Source organism: Paraburkholderia sp. LEh10 (genome assembly GCF_017814945.1).
Lineage (GTDB): Bacteria > Pseudomonadota > Gammaproteobacteria > Burkholderiales > Burkholderiaceae > Paraburkholderia.
In genome coordinates this window covers 57,884-71,076 of the sequence record NZ_JAGIPX010000013.1, presented here as the reverse complement: position 1 = coordinate 71,076, position 13,193 = coordinate 57,884, and the positions used below count along the sequence as shown (strand labels likewise).

Here is a 13,193-nt window from a genome sequence, read left to right as displayed (position 1 = left end):
CCAGGAGACCGTGCGTGGCGTCCAGCCCGTACAACGCACGTTCCGCCCAGCCGCAATACATAGCACAGCACCATGCAATACGAAGTGAGAGCGCTCTCACCGGAGAACCAGATCGTCGCCCTCGTCATCGACGCGCAGGACGAGGGCGACGCGCGCGCGCAAGTCGAGGCCCGTGGACTTCATCCGACGCGGCTTGCCCCTGTGCGCACGTTCAGGCCCGCTGTCGGCTCGCGCGGCGGCGTGTCGCTCGTGCTGTTCAGCCAGGAACTGCTCGCGCTGCTGATGGCGGGACTGTCGATCGTCGAAGGGCTCGAGGCGCTGCTCGAACGCGAGGGCGGCGCGAGATTGCGCGGCATTCTGGAGCGGCTTCTCGCGGGCCTGCGCGAAGGCAAGCGCTTTTCGAGCCTGCTCGCCGAGCAGCCCGAGGTGTTTCCGCCGCTATACGTCGGCATCGTGCGCGCGGCCGAGGGCACGAGCGACCTGCCGCGCGCGCTGCAGCGCTATGTCGACTACCAGGCGCGCATCGACACGGTGCGCAACAAGCTCATCAGCGCCGCGATTTATCCGAGCATCCTGCTCGTGGTCGGCGGCGGCGTGTCCGCGTTTCTGATTGCGTTCGTGGTGCCGCGCTTCGCGACGATCTATGAAGGCACCGGGCGCACGCTGCCCTGGATGTCGCAGGCGCTGCTCGACTGGGGCAAGTTCGCGGCGGCGCACGGCTTGCCGTTGCTCGCGGGCGCGCTCGTTGCCGCCATTTCCGCCGGCATGGCGATGCGCGCGGCCATTGCGAGGGTCGGTCTCGTGACGCTGCTCGCACGCGTGCCGATGCTCGGCCCGCATCTGCGCATCTATCAGTTGTCGCGCCTCTACCTGACACTCGGGATGCTGCTCGAAGGCGGCATCCCCATCGTCGCCGCGATGGAAACGGCGGGCGGCACGGTTTCGCCGGCATTGCGCGAAGCGCTGATGCGCGCGCGCGCCGCCGTGCAGTCCGGCGAGCCGTTGTCCGGCGCGTTTCAGGCGCAGGCGCTCACCACGCCGATCTCATTGCGGATGCTGCGCGTCGGCGAGCGCTCGGGCGAAATGGGCGCGATGCTCACGCAGTCGGCGGCGTTCTATGACGGCGAGATCAGCCGCTGGATCGACCGCTTCACGCGGATGTTCGAGCCGCTTCTGATGTCGGCGATCGGTGTCGTCGTCGGCACGATCGTCGTGCTGCTGTACATGCCGATCTTCGATCTCGCGGAAAGCCTGTCATGACGATGCGAGACACGATCGAGCCGATGTTCGACGCCGATACGCTGACGCGCGCGCGTGCGCAGGCAGCCGCGACCCAGCGCCATATCATCGACGAACTCGAAACGCTGACGGGCATCGAACCGCGCCAGTTGTTGCAGTCGCTCGCGCAGCGGCTCGCGATGCAGGTCATCGAGACGGCCGACATGCTCGCGCTCAAGCCCGCGTTCGACCGCGTGCCGCTCACGCGCGCGATGCAGCGGCGCTGCGCGTTGCTGCGCGGCGACGGCGGCGCGCTGATCGGCGTGGTGACGAGCCCATTCGATCTCGATCTGCAAACCTGGCTCGCGGCTCAGGCGGGTGGCGTGATCGATGTGAGGCTCGCGCTGCCTTCCGATCTGCAGGCGTATCACACGCGGATGGAAGAGTCGGCGCGCGCGATCGACAGCCTCGTGACGGAGGGCGGCGAAGCGCAGTCCGACGCGCGCTCCGCGCAGGTGCTGTCGTTCCAGTCGGTCAGCGAGGCCGCGAGCCCCGCCGTGAAGCTCGTCAATTCGACGCTCTATGACGCGCTCAAGGGGGGGGCTTCCGATATTCACCTCGAAAGCACGGCCACGGGGCTCGCATTGAAGTACCGCGTGGACGGCGTGCTCGACGCGGCGGCGACGCTGCATGGCGTCGAGACGGCGGAGCAGGTGATATCGCGCCTCAAGGTGCTCGCGGAACTCGACATCGCCGAGCGGCGCGTGCCGCAGGACGGGAGCTTTCGCGTGGCGGCGGGCGGACGCGATATCGATCTGCGCGTGTCGATCATGCCGAGCATTCACGGCGAGGATGCCGTGATCCGGATTCTCGACAAGCGCGCGATGATCGAGGCCTACGGTTCGCTCACGCTCGAAGCGCTCGGCTACGACAGCGAGTCGCTGGTCGCGCTGCGTTCGCTCGCCGAAGAGCCCTACGGCATGCTGCTCGTGACGGGCCCCACGGGCTCGGGCAAGACGACGACGCTCTATGCCGCGCTGACGGAGATACACAACGGGCGCGACAAGATCATCACGATCGAAGACCCTGTCGAATATCAGTTGCCGGGCATCCTGCAGATTCCCGTCAACGAGAAGAAGGGGCTCACATTTGCCCGAGGCTTGCGTTCGATCCTCCGGCACGACCCGGACAAGATCATGGTGGGCGAGATCCGCGACCGCGAAACGGCGGAGATCGCCGTGCAATCCGCGCTGACAGGCCACCTCGTGCTGACGACCGTGCACGCGAACAACGTGTTCGACGTATTCGGCCGCTTCAGTCACATGGGCATCGATCCGTATGCATTCGTGTCGGCGCTGAACGGCATCTGGGCGCAACGTCTGTTGCGCGTGAACTGCACGCATTGCGCCGCGCCGTATGTTCCTGGCGATGCGGAGCTGGCGCGGCTCGGACTCAGCCGCGCCGATGTCGCCGAGTTCGCGTTTCGCCAGGGCACCGGCTGCGGCGACTGCCGTGGCACGGGGTATCGCGGGCGGCGCGCAATCGCGGAAATCCTGATTCTCGACGACGAGATCCGCGACATGGTGGTCGAAAAGCAGCCGATCCGCGTCATCAAGGAGGCCGCGCGCAAGAACGGCACGCGCCAGCTACGCGAGGTCGCGCTGGGTCTCGTCAGGCGCGGCGAGACCACGCTGGCCGAAGTCAAGCGGGTGACCCTCAATGCGTGATCTGTTCAGGCGTCTAAGGCCGCGCGGACACTGCGGGCTCGTGTTGTCGCGCGACGCCGTCTCGGTGCGGCGCGTGGGCGCTTCGCGCAAGGCGGCGCCCGTCGTCGTCGAGCGAAAGCTTGCAGGGCTGGACGGGCACCATGACGCGGCCGCCGATATGTTCGCCGCGCAGCTTGCCGCCGCACTCGATGAAGCGGGCTGCAACGGATTGCCCGTCCACGCGACGCTCGCCGACGACCTCGTGCGCTATTTCATCGTGACGCCGCCCGCCAACGGCGCACGGATGCAGGACCTGCGCGCTGCCGTCGAACTGCGCTTCCAGACGCTCTATGGCGACGCCGCGTCGGCGTGGCAAGTGGCCGCCGACTGGCAAGCGGCCGAGCCGTTTCTCGGATGCGCGGTGTTGCGCCGCGTGTCGGCGGCATTGCAAATCGCAGTGAAACAGCGCGGCGGGTGCCTCGTATCCGTGACGCCCAATTTCGTCAGCGCGTGGAACCGTTCGCGCAAGCAGATCGGCGCGAATGCATGGCTCGCGACGCTGAGTGATAGCGCGCTGACGCTCGGCCTCGTCGCCGATACGTCGAAGCCGCGTCTCGCGAGCGTGCGTACGTTGATGCTGCCGGAGCCGAATCCGCCGTTGACGTGGCTGCGCGAATCCGTCGCGCGCACGGCGCTGCTCGATAACGTGGCCGCGCCTGCCGCGCTGCATGTTCATGGTCCGCAGATGCCGGCCTGGCAGGAGGCCGCGTCGTCCGGCGAAGCGGGCATGAAGGTGCTGTGGCGCGAATCCGGCTCGCGGCCGCGCTCATTCAAAGACGGGAGCGCATCGTTCCTCTCGCGCTTTGGACGGAGCGGCGCTGCTTCATGAAACGCCTGTCGCTCGACCTCGCCCCGTTCAGCATGCGGCGCGAGCTTCATCGGATACGTCCGCTCGCGCGCGTGCTCGCGGTGGCGGGATTGCTGCTGTGCGTGCTCGCCGGTCTTCGCGTGCACGAGCGCCTCACGCGGCTCGACGCGCTGGACCGTGAGGCGCAGCGGATCGCGGCGCGTGCGGAGCGAGCGATGCGTGCATCGACGAGCGTGAAAAGCGAGCCGGTCGATGCGAAGCAGGGCGCGGCCGTCAACGCCGCTGTGATGCGGCTCAATCTGCCCTGGGATGCTTTGCTCGATGCGCTCGAAGCCGCGACGCCATCGCAGGTCGCGCTGCTGTCGATCACGCCCGAGCCTGGCCGCGCGCTGATCCGAATCGAAGCCGAGTGCGGCGGCAGCAAGGACATGCTCGACTATCTGACGTCGCTCGAGCGGCAGCCGCTGTTCGGCGCGGTCAATCTGGTCAAGCACGAGGTCACGAAGGACGGCCAGGATAGCGTGATCCGCTTCGATGTAGACGTGCAGTGGCGGGGGACGGGATCGTGAAGATGCCGGGTATGAGTCCGAGTCTGGGTCCGAGCCTGGGTCCGAGTGTCACGCGGGGCCTGTTGAGGGTCCGTCTTGCGTTCGCGCGATTCGGCACGGGCGCGTTGATCGCCGGTGCGCTTCTGCTCGGGGCCGCGCTGCTGTGGGCCGTGTTGCTGCCGGGCCTATCGGCGCGCGTCGATCAGCGCGCGCGCGCCGTCGCGCATGCGCGTTCGATGCCCGTGCCGAAGCCTGCCGTGTCCGCGCCGGCGCTGGCGTCCCAGCGGCTGGCCATGTTTTACGCGGCGCTAGGCGACGGCGCGCACACCGACGGGATCGTCGCGCGTTTGTTCGATGCTGCATCGGAGACGGGCGTCGCGCTGGACAAGGGCGAGTACAAGCCTGCGCATGATATCGCCGGCCGCTTCGACGTATACACGATCGTATTGCCCGTCAAAGGGGACTATTCGAGCTTGCGGCGCTTCAGCGAGAAAGTCCTCGCGAGCGTCCCGTATGCGGCCCTCGACGACATGCGCTTCAAGCGCAACTCGATGAGCGATCAGACAGTCGAGGCGAACCTGCGTTTCACCGCGTTTCTGCGGCCCGCGACATGGGCGCCCGCGCCGACGACGGTGCTGGTGTCGGCGCCTGTGTCTGTGTCTGCGTCGGCGACGGCGACGGCATCGGCATCGGCGTCTGCATCTGCATCGGCATCGGCGTCTGCATCTGCATCTGCATCGGCGTCTGCATCGGCATCGGCATCGGCATCGGCATCGGCATCGGCATCGACATCGACATCGACATCGACATCGGCATCGGCATCGGCATCGGCATCGGCATCGGCATCGGCATCGGCATCGGCATCGGCATCGGCGTCCGCACGCGCGGCGTGGTCTGCGGCGTCGGCATCCGCACCCGCGGCGGCCTCTGCGGCATCGATATCCGAATCTGCATCGTCCACGGCAGTCTCGTCATCGTCCGCTCCCGTTTCGCCTGGAGGGGCGGCACAGTCTCCCGCTTCGTCGTTCGTGCGCTCGCTCGCGCCTCCATTGCCGCCGTCGATGGCGTCCGCAACGCGACCCCCATCGCTAGCCGCGTCGGTGACGATTCCCGCGTCGTCGCCACCGCACGACGCATCGGATCGTGCATCGAAATCGCCGGCGCAGCCTGCTTCGGTACTGGCACGCGCGCCCGCAGCCGAGGTGCGCAAATGAAGCGCAAGCACCTCGTTCTCGGCGCGCTGTTCGTCGCAAGCGCGGCGCTGCTCGCATTCACCGACCACAGCCCGACTGATCAGGTCGTCGAAGCCGCGCCGCGCCCGCACGCCGCGCCAGCGACTGCGGTCGCCCGGCCAGGCGGCGCTGCTTCCGCCGTGGCCATCGTCGCATTGCGCGCGCGCGCCGAACGCGCCGCAGCCGGGGCGGGCGGGCGCCATGCGTTGTTCGGCGCGCTCTCGCTCGCGCCGCCGCTGCCTTCCGGCGCGCCACCGGGCGCCGATGTGCCGCCGCTGCCTTCGACGCCGCCTGCGCCGGATATTCCCTTCACCTATATCGGCAAGCAGACGGCCGATGGCCGGTGGGAAGTCTACCTGGCGCGCGGCGACGACACGCTGATCGTGCGCGAGCAGACGATCGTCGACGGGACGTATCGGATCGAGGCGATCGCCCCGCCGACCATGACACTCGTGTATTTGCCTACCAAACTGGTCCAGACGCTGGATATCGGCAGTGCCGACTGAGCCGCGCGACAAGAGGAAACAACCGTTGCATACGCAATCTCCGACACGAATCGAACGTGATGCCCGACGCAACTTCGCGGTGCGCAGCGTGATGCGGCGCGCGCTGATGGTCGCGCTGCCTGTGCTGCTGGCCGGCTGCGCGGCGCAAAAGGCGTATCGCGACGGCCAGCAGTTCGTGCAGCAGGGCAAGGTCGACGAAGGCCTTGCCAAGCTGGCGGACGCCGTCAAGCAGGAGCCGCAGGACGCGCAGTACCGCGCGACCTGGATCGCCGAGCGCGAAAGGGCGCTCGTGCACTACGACGAGCAAGGTGACCGCCTCGCCGCGAGCGGCGCGCGCGACGCAGCGCGCAAGATGTACGAGCACGCGCTCGCGATCGAGCCCAATAACGAACGCGCGCTGGCCGGCCTCGCCGCACTCGAGAACGGCGCGCGGATCGACGGCATGCTCAGCCGGGCGGAAGCGCTCGCCGCCAGGCAGCAGCCCGACGACGCGCGCCGCATGCTCAACGTCGTCCTGACGGAAGCGCCCGCCAACCGGCGCGCCCTCGCGCTCAAGCGCAGGCTCAACGCGGATACGGGCGCGGCGCGCGTCGAGGCGGCGCTGGCCGTTGCCTACCGCAAGCCGATTCGCATCGATTTCAGGGACGCGCCGCTCAAGCAGGTGTTCGAGATCATCTCGCATAGCTCGGGGCTGAACTTCCTGTTCGACAAGGACGTGAAGACGGACCAGCGCACGTCGATCTTCCTGAAGAACAGCACCATCGACGCGACCGTGCGCTACATACTCGCGACGAACCAGCTTGCGCAGCAGGTGCTCGATGAAAACACGGTGCTGATCTATCCCGCGACGCCCGCCAAGCAGAAGGACTATCAGGAACTGGCGGTGCGCACGTTCTTCCTGTCGAATGCCGACGCGAAGACGGTCGCCAACACGCTGAAGACGATCGTGAAGTCTCACGATGTCGTGGCCGACGAGAAGCTCAACATGGTGATCGTGCGCGACACGCCCGAGGCCATCAAGATGGCGGAAAGGCTCGTCGCGCTTCAGGACGTCGCGGAGCCCGAGGTGATGCTCGAAGTCGAGGTGCTCGAAATACAGCGCACGAAACTCCAGCATCTCGGCATCGCGTGGCCGGGTTCCGTCACCGTGACGCCGCTGCCCGTGGGCAGCGTGATCAACCCTGTCGTCACGGGCGACAACACGGGAAGCTCGTCGGGCAGCACCACCGGATCGTTCGGCACGACATCGTCGACGGGCTCGTCGCCGTCGCTGACGCTGCACGACCTGCTGCACCAGACGTCGCGCACGCTCGGGCTGTCGTCGTTGCAGGCGACCGTCAACACGAACCTGCAGGATTCCGACGCGAAGCTGCTGACCAATCCGCGCATCCGTGTGCACAACCACGAGAAGGCCAAGATCCTGATCGGCGAGCGCGTGCCGAATATCACTTCGACGGCGACCTCGACGGGCTTCGTTTCGCAGTCGGTCAATTATCTGGATATCGGCCTCACGCTGAGCGTCGAGCCGGCGATCTACCTCGACGACTCGGTCGGCATCAAGGTGTCGCTCGAAGTCAGCAGCCTGCTCAACCAGGTATCGGGCGCGGCGGGAACGACGGCCTATGAGATCGGCACGCGCACGGCCAGCACGGTGCTGCAGTTGAAGAACGGCGAGACGGATGTGCTCGCCGGGCTGATCGACAGTCAGGAGCGCACGTCCGGCAACAAGCTGCCCGGCCTTGGGCAGCTTCCCGTCCTCGGCCGCGTGTTCGGCGCGACGACGGACGACGACAAGAACACCGAGATCGTGCTGTCGATCACGCCGCATCTGATTCGCAACATCCAGCGTCCTGACGCCGACCTCGCATACTTCACGTCCGGCACGGAATCGAACATGCGCAGCATGGTTCAGTCGAACGGGCTTCCCGCTCCTTCTTCGTCGCCTTCACTCAACGCATCGACGACGAACGAGGGCGCGGCGCGCCAGACATCGAACGGTTCGCCGAACGGACTCAACAGTGGTTATGGCGCAGGCAACGGAACGAACGGCGCGTATGGGGCGAACGGGGCGTATGGGGCAAACGGCGCATATGGGGCTTATGGCGCGAACGGATCGTACGGGGCGAACGGATCGTACGGAGCGGGCACAGGAGCTTACTACGGCGGCGACGGCAGCATGCCCTACGTGGGCGGCGGCGGCGTCGGCGCGGGCGTGGGCACCGCGCAGATGGCCGTCCAGGGGCCGCCTCAGGTGAAAGTCGGCGACTCCGTGAGTGTCGCGGTCACGATGCAGGCGGACCAGCCGGTGACGAGCGTGTCGTCGAACGTGAGCTTCGACAGCACGAAGCTGCAGTTCATCGGCGTGACGGAAGGCGACTTCCTCAAGCAGGGGGGCTCGCCGACCAGCTTTTCCAACCGCCTCGCGCAGGGCGGGCATCTGGTGCTGAGCGACTCGGTCCAGGGCGGCTCCGGTGCATCGTCGCCGGGCACGTTTGCTGTGCTGAGCTTCAAGGCGCTGGCGGCGACCTCGCAGACGTCGGTACAGATCCAGCCTGGCTCCGTGATCGGCGTGAGCGGCACGCCGATCACGATGGCGCCGCCGTCCGCCTACACCTTCGGCGTGGTGGGGGCCCAATGACGCGCGGCTCTCGCCACGCGGCTGCGAGCGGCGGCTTTGCATGGGCGGTCGAACATGCAGCCGAACGTGTCGAACGTGTCGAACGTGCCGGACGTGCCGGACGTGCAGCCGGAAGTGCAGCCGGAAGTGCAGCCGAACCTGTAGCTGAACATGCAGCCGGACGTGCTGCCGCTCATGCGCATGGCCGCAGGTTCCGCCATCCGCCCGCCGGCTTCACATTGATCGAGCTGCTGGTCACGCTCGCTATTCTCGGCGTGCTCGCTTGCATGACGGTGCCCGTCGCGCAGGTGATGCGCCAGCGCGAGCGCGAGCAGGAATTGCGGCAGGCGCTGCACGAAATCCGCTACGCAATCGATGCCTACAAGGCTGCGTCGAAGGAAGGGCGCGTCGCCGTGGAGGCGGGCGCGACGGGGTATCCGCCGAAGCTGGAAGTGCTCGTCGATGGCGTGCAGGACAAGACCGATCCGAAAGGACACAAGCTGTACTTTCTGCGCCGCATCCCGCGCGACCCGATGAACAACGATCCCGATCTCACCGACGCCGCGACGTGGGGCAAGCGCTGCTATGCAAGCGAGGCAGACGACCCGCAGGAAGGCGACGACGTGTACGACGTCTACACGACATCGAAGGCGGTCGGGCTCAACGGCATTCCTTACGGGACCTGGTGACGCCATGACATACCGTTTGCGCGACGCGCGCGGCTTCACGCTGATCGAGCTGCTGCTCGTGCTCGCCATCGTGTCGCTGCTGCTGACGCTGGCGTTGCCGCAATACTTTCATTCGATCGATGCATCGAAGGACAAGGTCCTCGCGGAGAACCTGCTGGTGACGCGCGATGCCATCGACAAATTCTACGGGGATGTCGGGCGATACCCGGACTCGCTCGATGAGCTCGTGGACAAGCACTATCTGCGCGCGCTGCCTTTCGATCCCGTTACGGACAGCGCGACGACCTGGGTGATCATTGCTCCCCCCGACGAGCAGGTTCCCGGCAAGGTCTATGACATCAAGAGCGGCGCGCCCGGCTCGACGCCCGGCGGGCAGCCGTACGGCGCGCTATGAACGGGACCAGGCCAACGCGTTCCGCACGTACGGCGCAAGGCGGCTACGCCTATCTGGCGCTGCTGATCCTGATCGCCATCATCGGCGTGACGGCTGCGGCTGCTGTGCAGCTCGGCGGGGTGTATCAGCGGCGCATGGCCGAAGAGGAACTGCTCTTCGTCGGCGGTGAATTTCAGCGCGCACTGCTGAGCTATGCCGCGGCCACGCCAGCCGGCCAGCCGACGCTGCCCCGCACGCTCGACGATCTCGTGCGCGACCCGCGCTATCCGAATCCGATGCGCCACTTGCGCAAACTCTACGCGGACCCGGTGACGGGCAAGCCGAACTGGGTGCTGGTCAAATCGCCCGATGGACAGACGATTGTCGGGATACACAGCGCATCCGTCGCGCAGCCGATCAAGATCGCGCATTTCCCGCCGGACTTCCTCGGATTCGAAGACAAGCGGCACTATGCGGACTGGGTCTTCGTCGCACGTCTTCCGAGATTGACGAGGCCTGGCGGCAGCGGTGCAGCGGCGCGGCCCTGAACAGAAGAGGACGGCGCGTCAGCCGCTCGTCAGGCCGACTTGGCTTGCGCGGCCCGGCCCTCGCGTTCCCGCGCGTAGTCGGGGGTTATCTTCGAGACGAGGTCCGCGCGTTTCAGTTCCAGTCCACATGACCGGCAGACGGTTCCGAGACCGGGGTCCTTGCCGCAAGGAATGTGGATATAGCGAACCGCGACGCCCTTCTTCCTGGGCTTGCACCATTTCTCTCCCCATGCCCGCAGCGCGAGGATCACAGGGTAGAAGTCCATGCCCATTTCCGTCAGCACATATTCGTGGCGCAGCGGCCGCGTGCTGTACGGCCGGCGCTCGATCAGGCCCGCTGCCTCCAGCTTCTTCAGGCGTGCGGCGAGCATCTGCGGTGTGGCGCCCGTTTGAATCTGAATGTCGTCAAAACGGCTGTTTCCCATGAACAGTTCTCGTATGACCAGTACTGTCCAGCGTTCGCCCACGACACTCTGCGCGCGGGCGACCGGGCATTCGGTGTCATCGACCTCGGACCATGCGGACATAAGACTTGCCTCCCATTGCTTGTTTAGCCAACTTTATAATATGTCTGCCATGGTTGGAACCGAAGTCTGGGATAGTTTCTGTAATTGATCTGTCATGAGATAGCGCGGGCCGATCGAACGGACTATCGGTTCGGAACATCGGACTGCTTGTCAACGATGCAAATCCGCCAGTACGAAGCGGAGCAAAACCGCTTGTTTCTCTGCACTCCCTGGTGGCGCGGCCGTCGATTAGACGGGTTCTTCTATGGGCCCTACCTCAAGCAAACGGGCAGTTGGTCCGTTAAACCAGAGTCACCCAGGTCGCGAACGAATCATCCGCCGACCAGAAAGAACAACTCAGAATGGGTCCGACGCACGGGGAGAATCGATGTCACACCTGACCGCCTTGATGGATCGCTTGTCGTTGACGCGCAAGTTTGCGCTGCTCGGCATCCTGATCGCGCTTTCCACGACTTTACTGACCTATCTGCTGTTCCGCACCAGTCAGACCAATATCAGCTTTGCGCAGCAGGAAAGGCTCGGCGTCGATTACGTCGCGAGCCTTCCTGATCTGCTCGAAAAGGCGCAGCATTTCCGCGACCTCGCGTCGCGAGCCGCGGCGGGCGAGGCCACCGTGCAGACGGCCAATGCGGCAACCGATGTCGATCGCGCCTTGACGACGCTCGATGCCGCTGACCAGAGATTGGGAACTGCACTTGGCGTACACGACGATTTCCAGGCGTTGCGCGAAACCTGGAACAGGTCGCGCAACGCATCGCCATCGCCCGATGCTGCGGCGAACGCGAGCAAGTGGGTGGACGCCGTCAGGGCCTTGTTGAGCACGGTCTGTGACAAGAGCAATCTGTCGCTGGACCCGGATCTCGACAGCTACTATCTGGTCGACAGCTTCTGCACGCAGATTCCGAACACGATTGGCTTTATCGGAGAGCAGCGCAGGGTCGTCGGCGACGCGCTCGCGCGCAACCGTCTGGACGACGACGCGCGCATTCGTCTGATCGAGCTGCGGCCGCTGTCGCAGCAGGCCGTCGAAGCGGCCGGCGGCGACATGGACAAGGTGTTCTCCGCCAACGCGCCGCTCAAGCCCGTGCTCGGCGGCGCGATGTCCGCGTTCGGCGACGCGGCCCGAAAGGCCAGCGACGCCGTGCATGAGCAGGCGTTGTCGAGCGCGCTGGTGGTCAACGGGAATCGTGTCGCGGAGCAGGCGAACGCCGCTGCGCAAAGCGCCTCGCGATTCGCGGAAAGTGCGCGGCAGGCGCTCGACGGTTTGCTGCTGGCGCGAATCGAACGACTGAGCGTCGAGCGCGATATCTATGTCGGCATTGCAATCGCAGTGATGGCGATCGTGGTCGTGCTGTTCAGTGCGATGTACCGGTCGATCGTCGCTCAGGTGCGGACTGCGCTCCAGGTGGCCGAGGCGGTTGCCGGCGGCGATCTGACCCAGCAGTTCGACGTCACGCGTCATGACGAACTGGGCAGGCTAATGGAGGCGCTAAAGCGAATGAACGCGTCGCTGCTGGAGATCGTGCGCAATATCAGCGGCAGCGTCGGTGTGATCAATTCGGCCGCTCAGGAAATCGCGTCGGGCAATACCAACCTGTCGCAACGCACGGAAGAACAGGCCGCGAGCCTCGAAGAAACGGCGGCGAGCATGGAGGAGCTTACTTCCACTGTGAAGCAGAACGCCGAAAACGCGCAGCAGGCGAGCACGCTCACGGCGAGTGCATCGGACATTGCGTTGAAGGGCAGCACAGCCGTCGGGCACGTCGTCGGGACGATGACGGAGATCAGCGCGAGTTCGTCGAAGATCGCGGAGATCACGGGCATCATCGAAGGCATCGCGTTTCAAACCAACATTCTCGCGCTGAATGCCGCAGTCGAAGCGGCGCGCGCCGGAGAGCAGGGACGCGGCTTCGCGGTCGTGGCGAGCGAAGTCAGGAGCCTTGCGCAGCGCTCGTCGAGCGCGGCGAAGGAAATCAAGGAATTGATCGTGGCGTCCGTGCAGAAGATTCGGGACGGCTCGGAGCTGGCGGACCAGGCGGGAAAGACGATGTCGGAGGTCACGCGCGCCGTCGACCGCGTGAACGACATCATGGGAGAGATCGCGGCGGCGACGAGCGAGCAAAGCCGTGGCATCGAACAGGTCCATCAGGCGATCTCGCAGATGGACAAGGTCACGCAACAGAACGCGGCGCTTGTAGAAGAGGCGAGCGCGGCTTCGCAGTCGCTTGAAATGCGCGGGCGTCAGCTGAACCAGACAGTCGCCTTCTTCCGGCTGGACGGCACTTTCACTCAACCTGTCGCGCAAAGCGCCCAGAGGCCGTGATGCCGTGCGCGCGAGCGGACGGGTTGCCGCTCGCGTGC

The 13,193-nt window shown here is 65.9% G+C and carries 10 protein-coding genes and 1 pseudogene; 10 read left to right on the top strand and 1 reads right to left on the bottom strand.

Annotated features, from left to right (window positions below; translation table 11 throughout):
- The first annotated feature begins 72 nt into the window (after positions 1-72).
- The 9 genes and pseudogenes from J8I87_RS13525 to J8I87_RS13485 all read left to right on the top strand — a co-directional run bounded on the left by J8I87_RS13525 (position 73) and on the right by J8I87_RS13485 (position 10,305).
- Positions 73-1,260, top strand: coding sequence for a type II secretion system F family protein (locus tag J8I87_RS13525; protein ID WP_209931963.1), 1,188 nt, complete (start codon positions 73-75; stop codon positions 1,258-1,260).
- Entirely contained in the window at positions 1,257-2,945 is a 1,689-nt protein-coding gene (locus tag J8I87_RS13520; RefSeq protein ID WP_209931962.1) for a GspE/PulE family protein, read from the top strand. Before J8I87_RS13525 ends, J8I87_RS13520 begins: the two co-directional genes overlap by 4 nt.
- On the top strand, positions 2,938-3,813 hold the full coding sequence (locus tag J8I87_RS13515) for a hypothetical protein (protein WP_209931961.1): 876 nt from the start codon (positions 2,938-2,940) through the stop codon (positions 3,811-3,813). Before J8I87_RS13520 ends, J8I87_RS13515 begins: the two co-directional genes overlap by 8 nt.
- Positions 3,810-4,361 carry a PilN domain-containing protein gene (locus J8I87_RS13510; protein WP_209931960.1) on the top strand — a complete coding sequence of 184 codons (552 nt, stop codon included), beginning with the start codon at positions 3,810-3,812 and terminating at the stop codon, positions 4,359-4,361. Before J8I87_RS13515 ends, J8I87_RS13510 begins: the two co-directional genes overlap by 4 nt.
- 589 nt (positions 4,362-4,950) lie before the next feature.
- The gene (locus J8I87_RS44700) at positions 4,951-6,078 is read left to right on the top strand and encodes a hypothetical protein (protein ID WP_245253910.1); all 1,128 of its coding nucleotides are present in this window, start codon (positions 4,951-4,953) and stop codon (positions 6,076-6,078) included.
- Between the two features lie 25 nt (positions 6,079-6,103).
- The gene (locus tag J8I87_RS13500; protein ID WP_245253909.1) at positions 6,104-8,716 is read left to right on the top strand and encodes a cohesin domain-containing protein; all 2,613 of its coding nucleotides are present in this window, start codon (positions 6,104-6,106) and stop codon (positions 8,714-8,716) included.
- Positions 8,717-8,910: 194 nt separating this feature from the next.
- Positions 8,911-9,384, top strand: a pseudogene (locus tag J8I87_RS13495) (type II secretion system protein); the annotation flags it as partial.
- 4 nt (positions 9,385-9,388) lie between these two features.
- Complete coding sequence (locus tag J8I87_RS13490) at positions 9,389-9,778, top strand: type II secretion system protein (protein ID WP_209931958.1); 390 nt, start codon at positions 9,389-9,391, stop codon at positions 9,776-9,778.
- Positions 9,775-10,305: a type II secretion system protein gene (locus J8I87_RS13485; RefSeq protein WP_209931957.1), complete on the top strand. Its 531-nt coding sequence runs from the start codon at positions 9,775-9,777 to the stop codon at positions 10,303-10,305. Before J8I87_RS13490 ends, J8I87_RS13485 begins: the two co-directional genes overlap by 4 nt.
- A gap of 29 nt (positions 10,306-10,334) precedes the next feature.
- On the opposite strand, the gene J8I87_RS13480 is transcribed toward J8I87_RS13485, so the two are convergent.
- Positions 10,335-10,832, bottom strand: coding sequence for a helix-turn-helix domain-containing protein (locus tag J8I87_RS13480; protein WP_209931956.1), 498 nt, complete (start codon positions 10,830-10,832; stop codon positions 10,335-10,337).
- Between the two features lie 367 nt (positions 10,833-11,199).
- Between J8I87_RS13480 and J8I87_RS13475 the strand changes: the two genes are divergently transcribed.
- Positions 11,200-13,155, top strand: a complete 1,956-nt coding sequence (locus J8I87_RS13475) for a methyl-accepting chemotaxis protein (RefSeq protein ID WP_245253908.1) — start codon at positions 11,200-11,202, stop codon at positions 13,153-13,155.
- Positions 13,156-13,193 lie beyond the last annotated feature (38 nt).

What these genes read in the sequence shown, in the direction of transcription:
- J8I87_RS13480 (WP_209931956.1), bottom strand. Translation starts at nt 10,832, where the DNA reads ATGTCCGCATGGTCCGAGGTCGATGACACCGAATGCCCGGTCGCCCGC.
- J8I87_RS13510 (WP_209931960.1), top strand. Translation starts at nt 3,810, where the DNA reads ATGAAACGCCTGTCGCTCGACCTCGCCCCGTTCAGCATGCGGCGCGAG.
- J8I87_RS44700 (WP_245253910.1), top strand. Translation starts at nt 4,951, where the DNA reads ATGGGCGCCCGCGCCGACGACGGTGCTGGTGTCGGCGCCTGTGTCTGT.
- J8I87_RS13475 (WP_245253908.1), top strand. Translation starts at nt 11,200, where the DNA reads ATGTCACACCTGACCGCCTTGATGGATCGCTTGTCGTTGACGCGCAAG.
- J8I87_RS13525 (WP_209931963.1), top strand. Translation starts at nt 73, where the DNA reads ATGCAATACGAAGTGAGAGCGCTCTCACCGGAGAACCAGATCGTCGCC.
- J8I87_RS13485 (WP_209931957.1), top strand. Translation starts at nt 9,775, where the DNA reads ATGAACGGGACCAGGCCAACGCGTTCCGCACGTACGGCGCAAGGCGGC.
- J8I87_RS13490 (WP_209931958.1), top strand. Translation starts at nt 9,389, where the DNA reads ATGACATACCGTTTGCGCGACGCGCGCGGCTTCACGCTGATCGAGCTG.
- J8I87_RS13515 (WP_209931961.1), top strand. Translation starts at nt 2,938, where the DNA reads ATGCGTGATCTGTTCAGGCGTCTAAGGCCGCGCGGACACTGCGGGCTC.
- J8I87_RS13520 (WP_209931962.1), top strand. Translation starts at nt 1,257, where the DNA reads ATGACGATGCGAGACACGATCGAGCCGATGTTCGACGCCGATACGCTG.